The sequence below is a fragment of the Micromonospora sp. NPDC126480 genome, assembly GCF_040302465.1.
In the GTDB taxonomy this organism is placed as follows: Bacteria; Actinomycetota; Actinomycetes; order Mycobacteriales; family Micromonosporaceae; genus Micromonospora.
Window position 1 is genome coordinate 20,926 of record NZ_JBEORU010000045.1, and the last position, 19,384, is coordinate 40,309.

Annotated in this window: 24 protein-coding genes and 1 pseudogene; 14 read left to right on the forward strand and 11 right to left on the reverse strand. The window is 71.6% G+C overall.

Annotated elements, in window-relative coordinates; translation table 11 throughout:
• The first annotated feature begins 124 nt into the window (after window positions 1-124).
• Window positions 125-2,299 (forward strand): DUF4153 domain-containing protein, encoded by a 2,175-nt coding sequence (locus tag ABTW87_RS28645; RefSeq protein WP_350654368.1) that lies wholly within the window; start codon window positions 125-127, stop codon window positions 2,297-2,299.
• Between the two features lie 12 nt (window positions 2,300-2,311).
• Here ABTW87_RS28645 and ABTW87_RS28650 read toward each other — a convergent pair whose 3' ends face one another.
• Window positions 2,312-2,842 (reverse strand): hypothetical protein, encoded by a 531-nt coding sequence (locus tag ABTW87_RS28650; RefSeq protein ID WP_350654370.1) that lies wholly within the window; start codon window positions 2,840-2,842, stop codon window positions 2,312-2,314.
• A gap of 100 nt (window positions 2,843-2,942) precedes the next feature.
• On the opposite strand from ABTW87_RS28650, the gene ABTW87_RS28655 reads away from it, so the two are divergent.
• A complete protein-coding gene (locus tag ABTW87_RS28655) occupies window positions 2,943-3,185 on the forward strand; it encodes a hypothetical protein (protein WP_350654371.1) in 243 nt (80 codons plus the stop codon).
• Between the two features lie 12 nt (window positions 3,186-3,197).
• On the opposite strand, the gene ABTW87_RS28660 is transcribed toward ABTW87_RS28655, so the two are convergent.
• Genes ABTW87_RS28660 through ABTW87_RS28680 form a run of 5 tightly spaced genes read right to left on the reverse strand, consistent with a single transcriptional unit; the run spans window position 3,198 to window position 6,377 of the window.
• Entirely contained in the window at window positions 3,198-3,989 is a 792-nt protein-coding gene (locus ABTW87_RS28660; RefSeq protein WP_350654373.1) for a class I SAM-dependent methyltransferase, read from the reverse strand.
• A 28-nt stretch (window positions 3,990-4,017) separates the two neighbouring features.
• Complete coding sequence (locus tag ABTW87_RS28665; RefSeq protein WP_350654375.1) at window positions 4,018-4,419, reverse strand: type II toxin-antitoxin system VapC family toxin; 402 nt, start codon at window positions 4,417-4,419, stop codon at window positions 4,018-4,020.
• Window positions 4,416-4,688, reverse strand: coding sequence for a FitA-like ribbon-helix-helix domain-containing protein (locus ABTW87_RS28670; protein WP_350654377.1), 273 nt, complete (start codon window positions 4,686-4,688; stop codon window positions 4,416-4,418). The genes ABTW87_RS28665 and ABTW87_RS28670 overlap by 4 nt, the downstream gene beginning before the upstream one ends.
• A 7-nt stretch (window positions 4,689-4,695) precedes the next feature.
• Window positions 4,696-5,343 (reverse strand): class I SAM-dependent methyltransferase, encoded by a 648-nt coding sequence (locus ABTW87_RS28675; protein ID WP_350654378.1) that lies wholly within the window; start codon window positions 5,341-5,343, stop codon window positions 4,696-4,698.
• Window positions 5,344-5,354: 11 nt separating this feature from the next.
• The gene (locus ABTW87_RS28680) at window positions 5,355-6,377 is read right to left on the reverse strand and encodes an NAD(P)/FAD-dependent oxidoreductase (protein WP_350654380.1); all 1,023 of its coding nucleotides are present in this window, start codon (window positions 6,375-6,377) and stop codon (window positions 5,355-5,357) included.
• A gap of 80 nt (window positions 6,378-6,457) precedes the next feature.
• Between ABTW87_RS28680 and ABTW87_RS28685 the strand changes: the two genes are divergently transcribed.
• Complete coding sequence (locus ABTW87_RS28685; RefSeq protein WP_350654381.1) at window positions 6,458-7,048, forward strand: helix-turn-helix domain-containing protein; 591 nt, start codon at window positions 6,458-6,460, stop codon at window positions 7,046-7,048.
• Between the two features lie 135 nt (window positions 7,049-7,183).
• Window positions 7,184-7,606: a GNAT family N-acetyltransferase gene (locus ABTW87_RS28690; RefSeq protein WP_350654382.1), complete on the forward strand. Its 423-nt coding sequence runs from the start codon at window positions 7,184-7,186 to the stop codon at window positions 7,604-7,606.
• Window positions 7,607-7,726: 120 nt separating this feature from the next.
• Here ABTW87_RS28690 and ABTW87_RS28695 read toward each other — a convergent pair whose 3' ends face one another.
• On the reverse strand, window positions 7,727-8,434 hold the full coding sequence (locus tag ABTW87_RS28695) for a DUF4386 domain-containing protein (RefSeq protein ID WP_350654383.1): 708 nt from the start codon (window positions 8,432-8,434) through the stop codon (window positions 7,727-7,729).
• Window positions 8,435-8,550: 116 nt separating this feature from the next.
• Between ABTW87_RS28695 and ABTW87_RS28700 the strand changes: the two genes are divergently transcribed.
• Window positions 8,551-9,246 (forward strand): TetR/AcrR family transcriptional regulator, encoded by a 696-nt coding sequence (locus tag ABTW87_RS28700; RefSeq protein WP_350654384.1) that lies wholly within the window; start codon window positions 8,551-8,553, stop codon window positions 9,244-9,246.
• Window positions 9,247-9,362: 116 nt separating this feature from the next.
• Here the strand turns inward: ABTW87_RS28700 and katG are convergent, their stop codons facing one another.
• From katG to ABTW87_RS28715, 3 genes are all read right to left on the reverse strand, one after another.
• On the reverse strand, window positions 9,363-11,594 hold the full coding sequence (gene katG, locus ABTW87_RS28705; RefSeq protein WP_350654385.1) for a catalase/peroxidase HPI: 2,232 nt from the start codon (window positions 11,592-11,594) through the stop codon (window positions 9,363-9,365).
• A 32-nt stretch (window positions 11,595-11,626) separates the two neighbouring features.
• Window positions 11,627-12,049 (reverse strand): Fur family transcriptional regulator, encoded by a 423-nt coding sequence (locus ABTW87_RS28710; RefSeq protein WP_502891664.1) that lies wholly within the window; start codon window positions 12,047-12,049, stop codon window positions 11,627-11,629.
• Between the two features lie 96 nt (window positions 12,050-12,145).
• The gene (locus ABTW87_RS28715; RefSeq protein WP_350654388.1) at window positions 12,146-12,370 is read right to left on the reverse strand and encodes a hypothetical protein; all 225 of its coding nucleotides are present in this window, start codon (window positions 12,368-12,370) and stop codon (window positions 12,146-12,148) included.
• Between the two features lie 140 nt (window positions 12,371-12,510).
• Here ABTW87_RS28715 and ABTW87_RS28720 point away from each other — a divergent pair, with 140 nt between their 5' ends.
• From ABTW87_RS28720 to ABTW87_RS28760, 9 genes and pseudogenes are all read left to right on the forward strand, one after another.
• Window positions 12,511-13,695 (forward strand): NAD(P)/FAD-dependent oxidoreductase, encoded by a 1,185-nt coding sequence (locus ABTW87_RS28720; protein ID WP_350654390.1) that lies wholly within the window; start codon window positions 12,511-12,513, stop codon window positions 13,693-13,695.
• A 34-nt stretch (window positions 13,696-13,729) separates the two neighbouring features.
• The gene (locus ABTW87_RS28725) at window positions 13,730-14,092 is read left to right on the forward strand and encodes a DoxX family protein (protein WP_350654392.1); all 363 of its coding nucleotides are present in this window, start codon (window positions 13,730-13,732) and stop codon (window positions 14,090-14,092) included.
• A complete protein-coding gene (locus ABTW87_RS28730) occupies window positions 14,089-14,982 on the forward strand; it encodes an RNA polymerase sigma-70 factor (RefSeq protein WP_350654394.1) in 894 nt (297 codons plus the stop codon). Before ABTW87_RS28725 ends, ABTW87_RS28730 begins: the two co-directional genes overlap by 4 nt.
• Window positions 14,983-15,066: 84 nt before the next feature.
• Window positions 15,067-15,489, forward strand: coding sequence for a hypothetical protein (locus ABTW87_RS28735; protein ID WP_350654396.1), 423 nt, complete (start codon window positions 15,067-15,069; stop codon window positions 15,487-15,489).
• A gap of 7 nt (window positions 15,490-15,496) precedes the next feature.
• On the forward strand, window positions 15,497-16,849 hold the full coding sequence (locus ABTW87_RS28740; RefSeq protein ID WP_350654398.1) for a caspase family protein: 1,353 nt from the start codon (window positions 15,497-15,499) through the stop codon (window positions 16,847-16,849).
• A 504-nt stretch (window positions 16,850-17,353) separates the two neighbouring features.
• Entirely contained in the window at window positions 17,354-17,665 is a 312-nt protein-coding gene (locus ABTW87_RS28745; RefSeq protein ID WP_350654400.1) for a hypothetical protein, read from the forward strand.
• Between the two features lie 48 nt (window positions 17,666-17,713).
• The gene (locus ABTW87_RS28750; protein WP_350654402.1) at window positions 17,714-17,863 is read left to right on the forward strand and encodes a hypothetical protein; all 150 of its coding nucleotides are present in this window, start codon (window positions 17,714-17,716) and stop codon (window positions 17,861-17,863) included.
• 205 nt (window positions 17,864-18,068) lie between these two features.
• The gene (locus ABTW87_RS28755; protein WP_210838669.1) at window positions 18,069-18,347 is read left to right on the forward strand and encodes a type II toxin-antitoxin system Phd/YefM family antitoxin; all 279 of its coding nucleotides are present in this window, start codon (window positions 18,069-18,071) and stop codon (window positions 18,345-18,347) included.
• Between the two features lie 17 nt (window positions 18,348-18,364).
• Window positions 18,365-18,754, forward strand: a pseudogene (locus ABTW87_RS28760) (type II toxin-antitoxin system VapC family toxin); the annotation flags it as partial.
• Window positions 18,755-19,031: 277 nt separating this feature from the next.
• On the opposite strand, the gene ABTW87_RS28765 reads toward ABTW87_RS28760, so the two are convergent.
• Window positions 19,032-19,244 (reverse strand): hypothetical protein, encoded by a 213-nt coding sequence (locus tag ABTW87_RS28765; RefSeq protein ID WP_350654404.1) that lies wholly within the window; start codon window positions 19,242-19,244, stop codon window positions 19,032-19,034.
• Window positions 19,245-19,384: the final 140 nt, after the last annotated feature.

Here is a 19,384-nt window from a genome sequence, read left to right on the forward strand (position 1 = left end):
AGGACCGCTCAGTCCCGAAGTGGACGGTGACCGGTTCCGGTCACGGCGGCCGACCTCCGAACCGGGGCAGCGGACGGGGCGGTCGGGCCGTACAGTGTGCCCACCATTGATCAAGGAGTGTGCCGTGACCCAGTCCCCACCGGCGCCCCGACCGCCCGCCGACGACGCCGACGGCGGCAGCAAGCCGCCGTATCTGCTGGCGATGCCGGCCGGCGACGGCGCGCCCGGTGCCATCGCCTGGCCCGACGGCCAGCCGGCGTGGGCGATCCCGGTCAACCTCTCACCGGGCACCCGGGGGTACGCGATCTTCCTCCCCCTGGTGCCGGTCGCTGAGACGGGCAGCGTGGCCACACCCGATCCGGCGGGCGCAGTCCCGGCGGGCGCATCCGGCACCCCGGCGACCACCGCGGCATCCGCCGGTCCCGCCGGCACTCCTGCCACCGTCGAAGTGGCGGGCGGCGCCTCCCCCGCCGACGTCACCTCCCCGACCAACGGCGCCGGCCCGGCCAACGGCACCGCCGGCACGACCTCCCCGACCAACGGCACCAGCCCGGCCAACGCCGCCACCTCCCCGGCCAACGGCACCAGCCCCGCCGCCGCCACCTCCCCCGCCGGCACCTCCCCCGCCGACGCCACCTCCCCGGCCAACGGCACCGACCCGGCCGCCGTCGCGTCGACCGCTGCCCGACCCGGGCCGCCCGCACCGGGTGCCCCGCTGGCGCCCGCCGGCATGCCCGGGCGGCCGGGCTACCCGCCGTACCCCGGTGGTTTCTACCGGCCGACACCACCCGGACCGTCGTTCTTCCAGCGGCACTGGCCGGGGCCGAAGCCCGCGCGGGGCCGGGCGGTGCCCGCCGCGGTCCTGGCCGGCGCTCTCGGGTTGGCCTTCTTCGTGCCGCTGGGCCGCACCGGGATCGGGTGGTTCCTCGGCTGGCTGGTCCTGACGGCGGGTGTGGTGTTCGCGGTCCGCCGGTCGGCGGCGAAGCTGCCGCGTGCGGAGCGCTGGGTACGCGGCGGCTGGGCGGTGTCGGCGCTGGCGCTGCTGTCCGTGTTGACGTTCCGCAACGCGTGGTGGCTGGTGACGTTCTGCGTCCTCGGCGCGCTCGGCTGCGCCACCCTCGCGGTGGTCGGTGGCCGGCGCATCCGGTCCATCCTGTTCAGCCTGGTCGCGGGCCCGATCGCGGCGTTCCGGGGTCTGCCCTGGGTACGCGACCACTTCCGGTCGGACGCCGATCCGGGGCTGATCCGTCGGGTGGTGGGCTCGGTCGCGGCCACCGTCGCCGCGCTGCTCATCTTCGGCAGCCTGCTCGCCTCGGCCGACGGGGCCTTCAACGTGGTGCTCGGCGCGGTCGTGCCCGAGGTGGACGGCGGCGCGGTGTTCCGCTGGGTCTTCCTCGCCGTCGTCGGCGCGCTGTGCGCGGTGGCCGCCGTCTGGACGCTGGCCGCCCCGCCGGACCTGTCGGCCGTGGACAAGCCGGCCGGCCGCAGTCTCGGCATGTTCGAGTGGGCGCCGGCCATCGCCGCGCTCACGCTGCTGTTCGGTGGCTTCGTCGCGGTGCAGTTCACCGTGCTGTTCGGCGGTCAGCGGCACGTGCTGCGCACGGCGGGGCTCAACTACGCGGAGTACGCCCGCAGCGGCTTCTGGCAGCTCGCCGCCGTCACCGTGCTGACGCTGGCGGTGCTGGCCGCCGTGGGTCGCTGGGCACGGCGGGAGAGCCGGGCCGAACGGATCGCGCTCCGCCTCCTGCTCGGCACGCTGAGCGCCCTCAGCGTCGTCATCGTGATCTCGGCACTGTCGCGGATGTACACGTACCAGAAGGTCTACAGCTTCACCGGGGAGCGCATCTTCGTGATGGCGTTCGAGCTGCTGCTCGGCACCGTCTTCCTGATGATCCTGGTCGCCGGGCTCCGCCTGAGGGGCGGCTGGATCCCCGGCGGGACGGTGGCGCTGACCGTGGTGATGCTGCTCGGCCTGGCCATCCTCAACCCCGAGGGGTACGCCGCCGGCCGCAACATCGACCGGTACGAGCAGACCGGCAGGATCGACGCCTGGTACCTGCGCGCCCTGTCGGCCGACGCGACGCCGGCCTTGACCGGCCTGCCCGACCCGGCCCGCCGCTGCACGCTGAGCTGGATCGCCGAGGACCTCAGGGAGCCGGATCCGTGGTACGCCTGGAACCTCGGCCGGGTCCGCGCCCGGCAGGCCCTGGAGCGGGTCGGGCCGGCCGCCGTCGGCGGGCCGAAGGACTGCCGGACCGCCGACAAGCTGGACCTGCCCAAGACCCGCCAACCCCGCTGACGCTGCCGGCAGCTACCGGGACGCCGGGCGGCGCCGGCGACCGGTGAGGTCGAGCAGGCGCCGCACCTGGTACGACAGCACCCGCCCCTGCTTCAGCGACAGCGACAGTTCGTGGTCGTCGGGGCCGACGACGGCCAGGGTGAGCACGGGTTCCAGCCCGGCCGTGAGCCCCTGCGACAGCGCGAGCTCGGCAACGGCACCCTCCGGCTGCCCGGCGCTCACCGGCAGCCGGAGGGAGCGGTGCCGCCGGCGGTCGAGGCAGCCGCTCCGGTCACACCAGTGCGGATGTGCGAGGTCCGCGAGACGTCCGGTCGGATAGCGGTACGCGTACCCGCACGGCCGGGGCGCGAGCGGGCCGACCGCGGCCGGTTCCGCCCGCCAGCCGTACGCGTGCAGGGCCGCTACACCCGACGTCAGGTGCCGCCGGCACACGTAGACGGACGCGTCGAGGCTGTAGCCGCCGTACACCTCGATCCGCGCCTCGGCGGCGCTCCCGCAACTCGCGAGGCTGGGCAGATGTTGAAGATGAGGGGATCCGGGCATGCCCGTAATGCTAACTGCACCTGGCCAACAACTAAAGCTATTGCTGGCCAGTTATCCGGCTCAGAGTTGGCCAAGATCGGGTATGTGTCACGCTGACGCCGTGGCACACGACCTGGCTTCGGCGACCGCCGCCTACCGCGCAGCGCAGGGCGCCGTGGACAGCGCGAAGGAACAGGTGCGCACGAGCCAGGACGTTCTCCGGCAGGCCCGGCGGGACCTCGCCGCCGCGATCGTCGCCGAGGCCAGGCGCGGAACCCGGATGCGGGACCTGGTCGCCACGACCGGTCTGTCCCGTGAGTGGATCCGCACCCTGTTGCGGCAGGCCGGCGTCGAGCCCGACTGATCCCGGCCGTGTTCAGCGGGCGGTTCCGCGTACCGCCCAGGCACGGGCGGTGAGGCGGATCGACCCGTCCGGCTCGACCGGCAGGCGCTCGCGTAGCAGGTCCCGCAGCGCGTCGCGGTGCTCCCCGGTCAGGGTCGCTACGTACGTCGGCGCGGCACCCTGTCCACCCAGGAACGGCCGCCAGTAGTCGTCGAAGTCGCCGAACACCGTGGGCACCTCGATGCCCCGGACGGACACGTCGGCGAACCCGGCGTCCGTCCACACGGCACCCAGCCGGTCACGCCGGCACACCGGGAAGCGTGGCCCCTCGTCCGCTTCGGCCGCAGCCGGGTCGAGCGCGATGGCCGCGTCCCAGAAGTGCCGCATCATCGCCATCCCGTCGGCGTAGTCCCAGACGTACGCGGCGGCCAGCCCACCGGGTCGGAGCACGCGGGCGAACTCGTCCACGGCGCGCTCCGGCTCGGGCACGAAGTTGAGCGCCAGCCCGCTGACCACGACGTCGGCGTCGCCGTCGGGCACCGGCAGGGAGCGGGCGTCCCCCACCTGGAAGGCGGTCCGCCCGTCCGTGACGGTCGCGCGGGCGTGCGCGACGAACCCTTCGGACCGGTCGATCCCGGTGACCTGCGCGGGATCCGCCATCGCCAGCACGGTCGAGGTCAGCGCCCCGGTGCCGCAGCCCACATCCAGCCACCGCCCGCCGGGAGGCGCGTCCAGCCAGCGCAGGAACTCCTCGGCGACGCGCCGGCTCCACCGGCCCACGTACGCCTCGTACGCTGCACCGTCCGCCCAGTTCGGCCCCGCCATGCGCGAACCGTACTCCGGCAGGACCCTCCTAGCGAGGAATGGCCAACCGGATCTCGCACCGGATTCCGCTGGCCTTGGTCAGGCGAGCGTCACCGGTGACCAGCGGGCAGGCCAGCCACTCGGCGGCTGCGACGTAGGCCGCGTCGTAGGCCGAGACGTTGGCCCGCAACTGCCAGATCCGGTCGAGGAGCGGCACGATCTCCACGACGTCGATGACCAGCGACGACAACGCGTCCACCGCCTCGCGGGCCCGCGGCGGCGCGAGCTTCCCACCCAGCGTCTTCCCGCTGATCACGGACACGACCTCGACCAGCAGATGGCCGGGCGCAGCCCATTGCACATCCCTCATCAGTTCGGCCCGGCTCGCCGCACCGACCGGTCCATCGTCGATGAGGGCGTCCGCCACAACGGACGCGTCGACGACGATCACGCTGCTTCCCCGCGGCCGCGATGGGCCTTTCGATCCTCTCGCTCCTGCCGCTGATCCGCGAGTTCCGCCGAGGTCTCCCCGGGGATCGACAGCGTGCCGTCCGACCGGCCCGAGAACCGGTCGAGCACCGACATGTTGTTCAGGCGCTTGGCCTGGGCCTGCACCAACTCCAGCAGATAGGCCTGAAGCGACTGGCCGCGCGCCTTGGCGGCTGCGGCCAGGGCATCCCGAACGTCCTCGGGCACATCCCTGATCTGGATAGCAACCATGCATTCATTATGCATGCATCATCCCTGGGCGCGACCCCCTTTCGGGGCGTCTACGGGCGCGCAGGACGGTGTCGCGCAGCGTCAGCTCGCGCCCGTGGTGGCTGGTCGTCCGGGTGCGGGCCTCGGCCACCACGATCTCCCACCGCTGCGGGTCGAGGCACGCCGCGGCCTGCTCGGCGGTGACGCCCGCCTCGGCGGGGGCGTGCGCGGCCGAGTGGGCGTCGGCCGGGTCGTGGTTGACGAGAAGCAGCGTGCCGCCCGGCGCGACGGCCGCCGCCAACCGCCGCACCAGCGCCTCGGGCGGTCCCGTCGGGTGCACGTACTGCGCCGTCACCAGGTCGTACCGCTCCGGCGGTGGCGTCCACTCGGTCAGGTCGGCGGCCCGCCACTCGATCCGGTCGTCGACGCCGGCGGCCAGCGCGCGTTCCCGCCCGCGGTCCAGCGCGGTGGGCGCGATGTCCACCGCGGTCACCCGCCAACCGCGCTCCGCGAGCCAGACCGCGTCGGCGCCCTCGCCGCACCCGGCGTCGAGCGCGGCACCCGGCGCGAGATCCGCGACCTCCGCGACCAGTTGCGGGCTCGGCGGGCGGGTGCCGGCCGCGCCGTGGGCGCGGTAGCGCTGCTCCCAGTACGCCGCGTCGAACGCCTCCGGCACCGCTCCCCCGCTCACAGTCCGTGGCGGCGGTCGCCCGCCACCAGCTCGGCTACCCGCGCCTCCGCCTCGTTCGGGAACGAGTCCCGCCGGGCGGCGACGGCCTGCCGGGTCTCCTCGGCGATCAGGTCCGCGTTGATCATGGCGCCGGCGAGCGCGCCGCCCGCGGCAGCGGCGCCCACCTGGGCCGCCAGGTCGGTGACGTTGCCGGCCACCCACACGCCGGCCACCTCGGTCCGCCCGCTCGGGTCGACGGCGGGGATGTGCTCGCCCATCCCGCTCGGGTGCTCGACCGGCCGCAGCCCCAGCCCGTCCAGGAACCCGGCGCGCGCCACCATCCGCGACCCGACCGCCAGAGCGTCCCGCTCGACCAGGGTGCCGTCGGCGAGCCGTACCCCGACGAGCCGGTCGCCGGCGACGTCCAGGCCCGTCACCGCGCCGGTGACCACGCGTACGTCCCGGGCCGCGAGCTGCTCCGCCTGCTCCTCGTCCGGGCCGGCGGTCAGGTGCGTGAAGTACGTGACGTCCGGGCTCAGCTGGCGGAACAGCAGCGCCTGGTGCACCGACATGGGGCCGGTCGCGAGCACGCCGATGGCGCGGCCACGGACCTCCCACCCGTGGCAGTACGGGCAGTGGATCACGTCGCGGCCCCAGCGTTCCCGCAGCCCGGGGATCGCCGGTAGCACGTCGACCAGTCCGGTGGTCACCAGCAGGCGCCACGCCCGGACCGCACGGCCGTCGGCCAGCGCCACGGTGAAGCCGTCGCCGTCCCGGGCGGCCGTCGCGACCTCGCCGGTCACCACCTGGCCGCCGTACCCGCGCACCTCGGCCCGGCCGCGTTCGAGCAGCTCGGCCGGTGGCATGCCCTCCCGGCCCAGCAGCCCGTGCACGCCCTCGGCCGGCGCGTTGCGCGGGGCGCCGGCGTCGATCACCACCACGGACCGCAGCGCGCGGGCGAGCATCAGCGCCCCGTTCAGGCCGGCGGCGCCGCCACCTACCACCACCACGTCGTAGGAGTCCCTCAGTTGATCGATCACTCTGACCACCTCCCGCGACCACCATGCGGCGGCAGCCAGCGTACTGGCAAACCTTGTTGCCGTTCTGGCAAACTGGCGGGATGGACGGCGATCTGGACCAGGCACTCGACGCGGTCGGGCCCCGGCTGCGCGCGCTGCGCCGGCAGCGCGAGACGACCCTCACCGACCTGTCGGCGGAGACCGGCATCTCGGTGAGCACCCTCTCCCGGTTGGAGTCCGGCGCCCGCCGGCCGACGCTGGAGCTGCTGCTCCCCCTGGCCCGCGCCTTCGGCGTCACGCTCGACGAGCTGGTCGGGGCGCCGCCGACCGGCGACCCGCGCGTCCACCTGCGCCCGGTCACCCGGCACGGCATGACCATGCTGCCGCTGTCCCGGCGGGCCGGGGGCATCCAGGCGTACAAGCTGATCATTCCGGTCAGCAAGCGCGACCCGACCCCGCAGACCCACGAGGGGTACGAGTGGCTCTACGTGCTGAACGGGCGGCTGCGGGTCGTCCTCGGTGAGCACGACCTGGAGCTGGCGCCGGGCGAGGCGGCCGAGTTCGACACCCGCGTCCCGCACTGGTTCGGCGCCGTCGGGGACGAGCCGGTCGAGATCCTCAGCCTCTTCGGCCGCCAGGGCGAACGCGCTCACCTGCGCGCCCGCCCGGCGTCCCGCGCGCAGCCGGCATAGGGGGCGGCCGGCGCCGCTGCCGGCCGCCCCCGGTTGCTCAGCGACGGCCCCAGCGGGCCTGGGCCACCTTTCAGCCTCTGCTGCCGGGCCGGTTGCGGGCACCGCCAGCGACGGGACTCGCCTAGACTCCGCCGGGTGATCGTGCGGAGGGCCATCGCGGCAGACGTGGCGGTACTCGCGGAACTACGCGGCATCGACGGGGACAATCTCAGCTCGTACGCCGGCTGGGTGGCCTCCCACACGGACACGCATCTGCCGTTCGTCGCCGACATCGACGGGCAGGTCGTCGGTGCCGCCTGGCTCCTCGTCGCGCAACGAGTGCCCAGTAATGATTCGCTGGACCGCTGGTACGGCGACATCCAGTCAGTCGAGGTCCGCGAGGAGTACCGCAACCGCGGCATCGGCAGTGCGCTCATGGCCGCGATCCTGACCGAGGCCCGTGCGCGAAGGCTGCTGCACGTAACCGTCCACTCCGGCCGCCGCGCGATCGACTTCTACCTGCGCAACGGCTTCAGCCACCACCGCCAGATCCTGCTCTGGAAGCCGACCGTTTCCTGATCAGACCCGTCGACCGGTACGGTCACGACCGCCAGACCGGGGCGGCCAGTCCGCCCGCAGCCAACCGACTGCCCTGGCGAGACAGACGTCGCCTTTCAACCTCTGTATCGTCCTCCGCGGTCAGGCCGAGGGCACCGGAGCCGGTGCCGCTTCCCGTGCCACGCCGGGCAGCGCCTGCTGGCGGACGCCGCGGATGAGCAGGTAGCCGACGATCCAGAACTCGCCGATGGTCGCGGGCACCGTCAGGATGTCGGCGACCGCCCCCGCTCCGGGCGCCAGGTAGCGGACGAAGGCGCTGAGCACGTAGCCGACGCCGCCCACGACGAGGACCCAGCCCAGGGGCCGCGGCATCCATCCGGAGCGCAGCACGCACCAACCCATCGGGACGAGCCAGCAGCCGAAGAACAGCGCCCCCACCGTCCACAGGTTGCCGCTGACGAGGTAGAGGAGCTGCACGGTGGCGGCCCCCTCCCCGACCGGGTCGACCGCGACCTCGAGGGCGGTCGCGAGGACAGCCGCACTTCCGAGGATCACGATGGCGTTGACGAGGCCGAACGCGGCGATGCCGGCGGCAGCGGTGGCGTCCACCCGGCGGAACAGGCGGTAGAACCAGGCGGCCGTCAGCGTCTGGGTGAGGACGATGAGCAGTTCCAGGGCGATCCCGACGCGGGCGAGGAGCTCGTGTTCCACCAGGTGGGCGAGGGTGGCGTCGGCGTCGCCGGGCGCGAAGAGCCGGGGGCGGAGGATGAGGAAGCCGAGCGCCCCCGTGATGGCGAGGCCCAGATAGAACAGACCGGTCGCGCGGGCGGTGCGGATCAGCGGATGCATGATGCTCCTTCGCGGGTACGTGGGCGCCGGTGGGCGGGTTCGTCGATGCCGGCCGGACCGGGTCAGCTGGCTGCCTTACAGCGTAAGGCAGCCGTACAACGTAAGGTAGGGGCAGGATGGCGTCACGGTCGAAAGCGAAGGGGCCCCGGAAGCCGCTCAGCCGCGAGCGGGCCCTCGCCGCGGCGATCGGGATCGCGGACACCGAGGGCCTTCCGGCGCTGACGATGCGCCGCCTCGCCGCCGAACTCGGCGTCGAGGCGATGTCGCTCTACCACCACCTACCCGGCAAGGAAGGCCTGCTCGACGGGCTCGTCGAAACCGTCGTCGGTCAGCTCGACAGCGCCGTACGGCACTCCGGGTCGGAACACGGCGACTGGCGCACCGCCCTGCGCCGGCGGTTCCTCGCCGCGCGCGAGGTGATGCTGCGGCACCCCTGGGCACCGGCGCTGCTCACCTCGCGCCCCACCATCCCGGCCGGCCTCTACGCCTACTACGACCGCATCGTGGCCACCATGGTCGACGCCGGATTCTCCTACCGCCTCGCCCACCGGGCACTGCACGCGTTCGGCAGTCTGCCGCTCGGCTTCGCCCAGGAGGCGTTCCGGCCCGCGACGGCCGGCGGGACACTCGACGCCGACGCCGCGGAGGCGGAGTTCGCCGCGATGGCCGACGCCCTGCCGCACCTGACCGCGATGGCCGTGGCGGAAGCCCACGACACCGACGACCCCACCCTCGGCTGGTGCGACAGCCAGGTCGAGTTCGAGTTCACGCTCGACCTGCTCCTCGACGGGCTTGAGCGCGCCCGCGGCTGAGCGCCGACGGCTGGGCGGTTTCAAAGCCGACGCGAACGGGTCGTGCATCCGGTGGGACGCACGACCCGGGGTGAAGCGTCCGGGCCGGCCGTCACCGGCCGGCCCGGACCACAGGATCAGGCGAGGTCGAACCGGTCCAGGTTCATCACCTTGACCCACGCCGCGACGAAGTCACGCACGAACTTCTCCCGCGCGTCGTCGCTCGCGTAGACCTCCGCCACCGCCCGCAGCTCCGAGTTCGAGCCGAAGACGAGGTCGGCCCGGCTGCCGGTCCACTTGACCTCGCCGGTGACGGAGTCACGGCCCTCGAAGGTGTTCGCGTCCCCGGAGGTCGGCTTCCACGTCGTACCCAGGTCCAGCAGGTTGACGAAGAAGTCGTTGGTCAGCACCCCCGGCGTCGTGGTGAGGACGCCCAGCGGCGACCGCTTGTGGTTGGCGCCCAGGACGCGGAGACCGCCGACCAGGACCGTCGTCTCGGGCGCGCTCAGGGTCAGCAGGTTCGCCTTGTCGAGCAGGAGGAACTCCGCCGGCAGGGGGTTGCCCTTGCCCAGGTAGTTGCGGAAGCCGTCGGCGGTCGGCTCCATCGCGGCGAAGGACTCCACGTCGGTCTGCTCCTGCGTGGCGTCGGTACGCCCCGGCGTGAACGGAACCTCGATCTCGACGCCGGCGCTCCGCGCGGCCTGCTCGACGGCGGCACCGCCGGCGAGCACGATCAGGTCAGCGAGCGAGATCTTCTTCCCGCCGGTCTGGGACGCGTTGAACGCCTCCTGGATCCCCTCCAGCGTGGGCAGCACCCGCGCCAGCTCGTCGGGGTCGTTGATCTCCCAGGAGTTCTGCGGCTCGAGGCGGATGCGCGCACCGTTGGCGCCGCCGCGCTTGTCGCTGCCCCGGAACGTCGACGCCGACGCCCACGCGGTGGAGACCAGCTGCGACACCGACAACCCGGAGGCGAGGACCTGGGCCTTGAGCGCCGCGACGTCCGCGGCGTCGACCAGCTCGTGATCCACCGGCGGCAGCGGGTCCTGCCAGATCAGCGTCTCGGCCGGCACCTCCGGGCCGAGGTAGCGGGCCTTCGGACCCATGTCGCGGTGGGTCAGCTTGAACCACGCCCGGGCGAACGCGTCCGCGAACTCCTCCGGGCGTTCGTGGAAGCGCCGCGAGATCTGCTCGTAGACGGGGTCGAACCGGAGCGCGAGGTCGCTGGTCAGCATCCGCGGCTCGCGGCGCTTCGTCGCGTCGTGCGCCTCCGGCACCATGTCGCTGCCCGCGCCGTTCTTCGGACGCCACTGGTGCGCGCCGGCCGGGGACTGCATCAGCTCCCAGTCGTACGCGAACAGGATGTGGAAGAACTCGTTGTCCCACCGGGTCGGGTGGTAGGTCCACGTCACCTCGAGACCGCTGGTGATCGTGTCCCCGCCCTTGCCGCTACGGAAGCTGCTCGTCCAGCCCAGCCCCTGCTCCTCGATCGCAGCGGCCTCGGGCTCGGGACCGACGTGGTCGGCGGGGCCCGCACCGTGGGTCTTGCCGAAGGTGTGGCCGCCGGCGATCAGCGCGACGGTCTCCTCGTCGTTCATCCCCATCCGGCGGAACGTCTCGCGGATGTCCCGCGCCGAGGCGATCGGGTCCGGGTTGCCGTTCGGACCCTCCGGGTTGACGTAGATGAGGCCCATCTGGACCGCGGCGAGCGGGTTCTCCAGCTCCCGGTCGCCGCTGTAGCGCGCGTCACCGAGCCACTCGGTCTCCGGACCCCAGTAGACGTCCTCGTCGGGTTCCCACACGTCCGGCCGGCCACCGGCGAAGCCGAAGGTCTTGAAGCCCATCGACTCCAGGGCGACGTTGCCGGCCAGGATCATGAGGTCGGCCCAGGAGATTTTCTGGCCGTACTTCTTCTTGACCGGCCACAGCAGGCGGCGGGCCTTGTCGAGGTTCCCGTTGTCCGGCCAGCTGTTCAGCGGCGCGAAGCGCTGCTGGCCGGCGCCGGCGCCACCGCGACCGTCGCTGATGCGGTAGGTGCCCGCGCTGTGCCAGGCCATCCGGATCATGAGCGGTCCGTAGTGACCGAAGTCGGCCGGCCACCAGTCCTGCGAGGTGGTCAGCAGCTCGGCGATGTCGCGCTTCACCGCGTCGAGGTCGAGGCTCTTGAACGCCTCGGCGTAGTCGAAATGCGCGCCGAACGGGTCCTTCGCGGGCGGGTTCTTGGCGAGGATGTTGAGGTTGAGCTGGTTCGGCCACCAGCCACGGTTGCCGCCGCCCTGGGTGGGGTGGGGAGCGCGTCCGTGCGCGACCGGGCAGCGGGACTCGCTACCCGCGTCGGCGTCGTGGACGACGGCGTCGTGGTTCTCGGGCATGTGTTTCCTTCCGTGACTCGGCGGATCGGGGATCAGGAACTGCCTGCGGCGGAACACTCCGGGCACAGGCCCCAGTAGGTGACCTCGGCCTCGTCGACGGCGAAGCCGCTGTCGTCGGACGGAGTCAGGCAGGGCGACTCGCCGACGGCGCAGTCGACGTCGGCGATGCGACCGCAGGACCGGCACACCACGTGGTGGTGGTTGTCGCCGACCCGCGCCTCGTAGCGGGCCACGGAGCCGGACGGCTCGATGCGCCGCACCAGGCCCGCGGCGGTCAGTGCCCGCAGCACGTCGTAGACGGCCTGGTGGGACACCTCGGGCAACGCCCGGCGCACGGCACGGATGATCGAGTCCGTGTCGGCGTGGGGGTGCGCGTGGACCGCGTCCAGCACGGCAACCCGCGGACGGGTCACCCGCAACGCCGCCCCGCGCAGCAGTTGCTGGTAGTCCGGGATGCTGGCCACGCCGAGAAGTCTTGCTCGTTTTCTGGAATGAGTCAAGATTATGGGTCGGACGTCACCGATCTCCCGGCCGCTGGGCCGGCACCCGCTCTACCGCCGGTTACGCGGATGGTTCTTCGACGCCCGCTCATTGCCGTGCTTGTAGTTGCCGGTGAGCCGGGCCATCAGCTCTTGCGGATCTTCGGTCTCCACGTCGACCAGGAACCGGGCAGCCGTGGCGCCACGGAGAACACCGGCCGGCCGCCCGTGGTGCAGCAGTTCGACGTCGCCGTTCTTGCGTACCCGGTAGGTGAAACCGTCAGGAGTTCTGGTCACCGCCGCATCCTCGGTCGGTGCGGCGGCGACGACCAGCGATTTACCCTGCCCGCGAGGCGGAAGTGGCCTGCCTCACACGCTGTCAGAACGACCGGTCGCGCGGTGTCTTGAGGCCGAACCCCTGAACCGGAGGAGCCACTATGACGGGAAACAGCGATGTGGTCGTGGTCGGCGGCGGGTACGCCGGCGTCATGGCGGCCAACCGCCTGACGCAGCGCGACGACGTGACCGTGACTCTGATCAACCCGCGTCCGAGCTTCGTCGAACGCATCCGCCTGCATCAACTGGTGGGCGGGTCCGACGACGCGGTCGTCGACTACCGGGACGTCCTGGGCGAGAAGGTCCGACTGAAGATCGACACCGTGACCCGGATCGACGCGGCCGGGCGCAGCGTGGCGTTGGCCGCCGGCGGCACGGTCGGCTACGACTACCTGATCTACGCGGTGGGCAGTGGCAGTGCCGACCCGGGCGTGCCCGGAGCAGCCCGGTTCGCCTACCCGATCGCCACCCTGGAGGAGGCGCAGCGGCTGCGGCCGGTCGTCGACGCCGCTCCCCCGTCGGCCCAGGTGACGATCGTCGGAGCCGGTCCGACCGGCATCGAGACCGCCGCCGAACTGGCGGAGGCGGGCCGTACGGTGACCCTGGCCTGCGGCGTGGTGCTCGGCCCGTATCTGCACGAGCGGGGTCGGCGTTCGGTCGCCCGGCGGCTGGGCCGGCTCGGCGTGACCGTGCTCGACGGCCCCGGCGCGAAGGTGACGGGAGTGACCCGCGACGCCGTGCGGCTCGCCGACGGCCGCGAGTTGCCCAGCACGGTGACCATTTGGACCGCCGGGTTCGGCGTGCCGGACCTGGCCGTCCGCAGCGGGTTGAGCACCGACGCGCTGGGCCGCCTGCTCACCGATGAGACGTTGACGAGCGTGGACGACGTGCGCATCGTCGCGGCCGGAGATGCGGCGGCACCGTCGGACCTGCCGTTCCGGATGAGCTGCCAGGCCGCGACGAGGATCGGGGCGCACGCCGCCGACACGGTGCTCGCCCGGATCGCCGGTGCGCAGCCGACGTCCATCAACCTCGGGTTCTTCGGCCAGTGCATCAGCCTGGGGCGTCGCGCCGGAATCTTCCAGTTCGCCGCCAGGGACGACACCGCGAACGGGTTGTACCTCGGTGGCCGCCCGGGCGCGCGGCTCAAGGAGTTCGTCTGCGAGCACACCGTCAAGCATCTGACGAACGAGGCTCGCAGGCCCGGCTCCCTCACCTGGGTCAAGGATGCCAAGCGCCAGAAGTTGCTGCGGGCCAGGCGCGGCGCGGCACCGGCCGCCCGCTGACCGGGCACCCTGGGCACCAAGGCAAGGAGACCGCATGAACACCGCACTGTGGATCGCCACCGGGCTGCTGGCAGCAGTCTCCCTGACCGGCGGCATCACCAAGACACTCGTACCCAGGGAGAAGTTGGCCGGTATCAAGGGCGGGGAATGGACCGGGCATGCCAGCGCCGGCTTCGTCAGGACGATCGGGGTCCTCGAACTGCTCGCCGCGGTTGGCCTGACCTTGCCCGCCGTGCTCGACATCGCGCCGTTCATGGTGCCGGTGACCGCCATCTGCTGGATCCTGCTCATGGTCGGCGCGGCGATCATCCACATCCGCCTCGGTCAGTTCGCGTTGGTGACGGTCAACGGGGCCTATGTTGCGCTTGCCGCCTTCATCGCGTGGGGTCGGCTGTGAGCCACGCCGCTGACCGGGCGACCGACACCTTCGTCGCCCACCGCAACCTGCTCTTCACCGTCGCGTACGAGATGCTCGGGTCCGCGTCCGACGCCGAGGACGTCCTCCAGGAGACCTGGCTGCGGTGGATCAAGGTCGACGCGGAGCACGTGCGCGACGAGCGCGCCTACCTGATCCGGATCACCACCCGGCAGGCGCTCAACCGGCTGCGCACCATGAAACGCCGCAAGGAGGCCTACGTCGGGCCCTGGCTGCCCGACCCGCTGCTCACCACGCCGGACGTGGCCGAGGACGTCGAGCTCGCCGAGAGCGTGTCGATCGGGCTCATGATCGTTCTGGAGACACTGTCGCCGACCGAACGCGCCGTCTTCGTGCTACGCGAGGTCTTCGACATCGGGTACGACGAGATAGCGACCGCCATCGGCAAGAGCCCCGCGGCCGTCCACCAGATCGCGCACCGCGCTCGCCAGCACGTCGACGCCCGCCGCCCCCGCCAGGTGGTCTCCCCGAGCGAGACCAGAGCGGCTCTCGATGCGTTCCAGCGCGCGATCGAAACCCGGGACCTCCAGGGCCTCCTCGACGTGCTCGCCCCGGACGTCGTCCTGGTCGGCGACGGCGGCGGCGTCAAGCAGGCCGCGCTGCGGCCGGTCACCGGCGCCGAAAGGGTGGCCCGCATGTTCTTCGGTGGCCTGGGCAAGGTCGAGGGCACCCTCACCGGTGAACCGGCCGTGGTCAACGGCAACCCGGCACTCCTCGTACGCCTGGACGGCGAGATCGACGGGATCCTGGCGATCCGTGTCGAGGACGCCCGCATCAACGGCCTCTACTACGTCCGCAACCCGGAGAAGCTGACCCACGTCGGATCCGAGACCGCACTCACCCTGCGCTGAACACCTCGGCCGCCCTGCCTGTTACGTCCGCGACGCTCTGGTCTTCGCGGGCCCGAGAGGAAACACTTGTGGGGTGAGCGAGACATGACGGCACCAGGGCGCGTCCTGCGGGTCACCGTGCTCGCGGACCAAGATGCCGACGACCAGGACCTGGCCGTGCTGGCGGAGGGCCTGCGGGCCGAGGTGCTCGAGTCCGAGTTCGACCTCGTCGGGGAGCCAGCTCCGGCGCCGTTGCCGCCCGGCGCCAAGGCCGCCGACCCGGCCGGCGTCACCTCACTGCTTATCGCGCTCGCCGCGTCGGGTGGTGTGCTGACCGGCCTCATCGGACTGCTCCAGGCCTGGCTCCTGCGCGGCTCCGATCGGACGCTGGTGGTGGAGATCGACGGTGACCGGTTGGAACTCACCGGTGCCACCAGCGAGGAGCGCCGGCGGCTGACAAACGCCTGGTTGAGCCGGCATGAGCAGGTCGCGGGCACGCCTCCGTCGAGCGGGGCCGCGAGCCCGTGACGCCGCGATGACGGGGCGTCCGGCGGCCGGCTCGCGGTCCGCGCTCATCATCGCCAACTCGGCGTACGACGACGCCGGCCTTTCCAGCCTGGTCGCACCCGCCGGCGACGCAGCGGCCCTGGCCCGCGCCCTGGCCAACCCGGAAACCTGCGGTTTCGCCGTCGACACCGTGGTCGAGGGCTCGTCGGTGGACGTTCGGCGGGCCGTGGACGACTTCCTCGCCGACCGGGAGCGGGCCGACCTGGTCCTGCTGTACTTCTCGTGTCACGGCGTGAAGGACGAGCAGGGGCGGCTGTACTTCGCGGCGCGGGACACCCGGCGGAACCGGCTCGCCTCCACCGCGACACCGGCCGCGTTCGTCAACGACCTGCTGCTGGCCTGCCGTTCCCGGCGCAAGGTGCTGATCCTCGACTGCTGCTACAGCGGGGCCTTCGCGGCGGGCCTGCGTGTCAAGGCCGACCCGCAGGTACACACCGCGGCGCAGTTCGACGCCCGCGGCCTTGTCGTGCTGACCGCGACGGACGCGGCGCAGTACGCCTTCGAAGGTGACGCGGTGACCGGGACGGCCGTCCGATCCGCGTTCACCGCGGCGCTCGTCGCGGGGATGGACACCGGTGAGGCCGACGTCGACGGCGACGGCCTGGTATCGGTCGACGACGTGCACGAGTACGTACGGCGGCAGCTTGCCGAGCATGCGTACCGCCAGAGCCCACGCAAGTGGGAGTTCGACGTGCAGGGCCGGATCGTGCTCGCCCGCTCACCACGGTCCGACGCCCCGGCGGCGCCCGTGGTCCTGCCACCGCCGCAACAGCGGCCACCGGCGGAAACCGGGGCGACGCCGGCCGTCCGCCGACCACACTGGTGGCTCGGCGCCGCTCTGGTGGCAGCGGGAGCGGCACTCGTCGCGGCGCTGCTCAACTGGTGGTTGCTCAACCTGATGTACTGGGCGTTCCCCTACGACTACCTGTCGCCCGACACCGCCGCCGGTGTCGGCGTCGCCGCTGCCGCCGGCGCCGGGTGGGGCATGGCCTACGCCGTGGCGGACGCGGTCGACCTCGCCGCGCGCCCCGCATCGAGCCGCTGGTACGAGCCGTACCGCCGCTGGGGTCGCATCCTCGGCGCGGTGGTGGTTCCGAGCCGGCCCGGTCGGTTCGTCGGCGCGCTTACCGTCGCCGTCCCGCTGAACGTCGCCGTCGCCATGGCGATGTCCCAAGCGATCGGGGCGATCGGCTACGCCCTGTCCGGCTCCGACGCGCGCGAACGGGCGTTCAACCTCGCCTTCACCCTCCTGAACGTCGTGCCGATCGCGGCGTACCTGCGCAGTTCGTTCCTGGCTCGACGGCGCGGACCTGATGGTTGAGCGCTCAAGTCGGCACGGTGAGCGCGGCGGCGATCAGGTGTCGTGCCCGGTGGCGGTATCTGTTCTCGCCAGCTGGTCTCCTGTGGACCGGATTGCCCTCAGCCGCTGACCCGCTGCACCACCGCCACGAGGGCGTAGACCGCTCCGGCCCATGCCGCCACCTGCCCGGCGCGGAAGAAGCCAGCCCCGGCGAGAAGAAACCTCATTCTCGCGGCCTTCTCAGCTTCGTCGGGATCCACAGCAATGCCTCCAGGTCTCGGCGCTCCGAACGCTGATCCTGCACGGTCCGGCCGGCGATGAGAACCCCTTCACCGGCGGGGTCCCGCGCAATCGGCGGTCGGATCGGATGAGGTGACCGGACAGCGACGTGATCTGCCGGGTCACGTTCGTGGAGCGCACCAGTGGTGTACGACCGGCCGGGCCGGCGGCTGGTATGCGAGACGGCGGTCGCAGGTCTTCCCGGCACGGCCAAACGGCGTTGTGGCAGTCGACTACCGTCGACCCGTGACGATCAGCGACGAGGACCTGGCCTCGATCCGCCGACGGCCGGCGTACCGATCGGCCATGTGGCTGCTTCGGCTGTTCATCGTGCCGCAGTTCGTGCCGTTCGCCGTTGTTGCGCTTGATGATCAGACCAGCCTGGCTGACGCCGTCTTCTCCTACGCGTGGCTTTCGCTGGTCATGCTGGCCGGCGCGTTCATACTCCTCTGGCGTGCTGGGGTCCCCTTTGAGCGGCGGGGTTGGTCGGTGATGGCAGCCTCTGACCCCAAGCTCAACGAGGCGATGACTTCAGACTTCTTCTTCCGGCGGAAGTGACCCGGCCTTTTGGCAGCCGGCGAGTTCGTAGCAGGTGGCCGTCGCGCGGTGCTGCTCGAGCTGGGTGATGCCGCATTCCACGGCGTGCCGCAGCCGGTGGTCGATCGGGTGAGCCTTGACCCCGTGCCCAGCTATCGGAATCGGACAGCGCCCGGTGACATCGGCTTGCCGACCGGTTCAGATCGCGGGAACGGCTGACCTCGCCGGACACGATGTTGGCTGAGGTCGCGGAGATCAGGCGATCTGCCGAAGGTCGCTGCCGTAGTCGAAGATGATCCGCATCCGGGCGCCCAGTGCGCGTGCATATCGCACCTACCAGGCCCACCTCTCTGGTCGGCGAACAGGCAGCTCGGATCATGCCAGGAGCTAGAACCGTAGAACATTTAGTTCTACACTCGTGTCCATGGAACGCATCGGTGTCCGGGAGTTGAACCAGAACACGAGCCAGGTGTTGGCTCGGGTGAGTGGCGGCGAGACCGTCGAGATCACCGACCGCGGACACCCGATCGCACGACTTGTTCCGGTAGGCGACGACAGGTCGATACTGGCGAAGTTGGTAGCGGCAGGGCGAGCCGTCGCCCCCACCGGCGGCGGCTCTGTGCCACTTCCACCGAAACTCGGTGACGAGAACGTGGACGTGGCCGCCTCGCTCGCTGCGATGCGCGACGAGGAGCGCTGGTGATCTAGCTCGATTCAGCTGCCGTCGTCAAGCTGGTTCGGCAGGAGATGTGCAGTGCCGACCTTGTCTCCTGGCTTAACAAGCACGACGACGTGCCGCTGGTCTCCTCTGCTCTTGTCGAGGTGGAAGTGCCCAGAGCGCTGCGCCGATCAGCTCCGCAAGCGTTGATCGGAGGGCCGGCCGCCGTCGGACGGCTGTTCCGACTGGAGATCGACAGCACGATCCGTGCGACCGCAGACGCGTTCGCCGAGCCGACGCTCCGCAGCCTCGACGCCATCCACCTGGCCACCGCCCAAGTGCTGACCAACGAGTCCGGCGCGGCACTCACCGCCTTCGTCACCTACGACCGGCGGCTGCTCGAATGCGCCAAGGAAGCAGGACTACCCGTAGCAAGTCCTGGTCAGAACTGACCCAGGAATCCACCACCCTGATGCGGCTCCGGCCGCCGTCCGGCAGCGCGGCCGCGGCATCGACCGTGGCCTGCGTTTCGGCGACCTTGCCCCTCCGTCTGACTATCCGTTTCGGTGGGGCGCGGGACTCGAACCCGCGACCGAGGGCTTATGAGATCAAGCTGCCCGTGCCGATGACCTGGGCGCATGTCAACCTAGCAGCGGAAATACCTCTCGACGTCTCACACCGCTCCCCCGCGTCCGCCGACCTCTTGCGGACTAGATGCGGACCGCTCGCTCAGCGATCGGCCTGCCACTCCTCCACAACTCGGTACAGGGGTACGAGATTGATCGACATTGGCTCCGTCCGGCCTTCGACCCGCCAGGTGTCCAGGACCTTCTGCGCCTCAGCCTCAGTAGTGAACGCGCCGGCCTGGTACACGATGCCTTCCTCGTCGTCCCTCATGAGGACGGCCTCGTACAGGAGTTCAGGCAGGTCGGGCGCGGACACTGCGGCAACTTATCCGACGAGGTTGCTCTTGGCCAGGACAGCCGAGGGTTGCGTCCACGGAAGTGGTGTACGACTTGCCCGTGATGGGCGTGTTGCGTAGATAAGAGACGGCCATCGCGTCGATCCTTCAAGACGACCAA

What these genes read in the sequence shown, in the direction of transcription:
- ABTW87_RS28650 (WP_350654370.1), bottom strand. Translation starts at nt 2,842, where the DNA reads ATGCCCGGATCCCCTCATCTTCAACATCTGCCCAGCCTCGCGAGTTGC.
- ABTW87_RS28660 (WP_350654373.1), bottom strand. Translation starts at nt 3,989, where the DNA reads ATGGCGGGGCCGAACTGGGCGGACGGTGCAGCGTACGAGGCGTACGTG.
- ABTW87_RS28670 (WP_350654377.1), bottom strand. Translation starts at nt 4,688, where the DNA reads ATGGTTGCTATCCAGATCAGGGATGTGCCCGAGGACGTTCGGGATGCC.
- ABTW87_RS28685 (WP_350654381.1), top strand. Translation starts at nt 6,458, where the DNA reads ATGGACGGCGATCTGGACCAGGCACTCGACGCGGTCGGGCCCCGGCTG.
- ABTW87_RS28695 (WP_350654383.1), bottom strand. Translation starts at nt 8,434, where the DNA reads ATGCATCCGCTGATCCGCACCGCCCGCGCGACCGGTCTGTTCTATCTG.
- ABTW87_RS28700 (WP_350654384.1), top strand. Translation starts at nt 8,551, where the DNA reads ATGGCGTCACGGTCGAAAGCGAAGGGGCCCCGGAAGCCGCTCAGCCGC.
- katG (WP_350654385.1), bottom strand. Translation starts at nt 11,594, where the DNA reads ATGCCCGAGAACCACGACGCCGTCGTCCACGACGCCGACGCGGGTAGC.
- ABTW87_RS28720 (WP_350654390.1), top strand. Translation starts at nt 12,511, where the DNA reads ATGACGGGAAACAGCGATGTGGTCGTGGTCGGCGGCGGGTACGCCGGC.
- ABTW87_RS28725 (WP_350654392.1), top strand. Translation starts at nt 13,730, where the DNA reads ATGAACACCGCACTGTGGATCGCCACCGGGCTGCTGGCAGCAGTCTCC.
- ABTW87_RS28735 (WP_350654396.1), top strand. Translation starts at nt 15,067, where the DNA reads ATGACGGCACCAGGGCGCGTCCTGCGGGTCACCGTGCTCGCGGACCAA.
- ABTW87_RS28740 (WP_350654398.1), top strand. Translation starts at nt 15,497, where the DNA reads ATGACGGGGCGTCCGGCGGCCGGCTCGCGGTCCGCGCTCATCATCGCC.
- ABTW87_RS28755 (WP_210838669.1), top strand. Translation starts at nt 18,069, where the DNA reads ATGGAACGCATCGGTGTCCGGGAGTTGAACCAGAACACGAGCCAGGTG.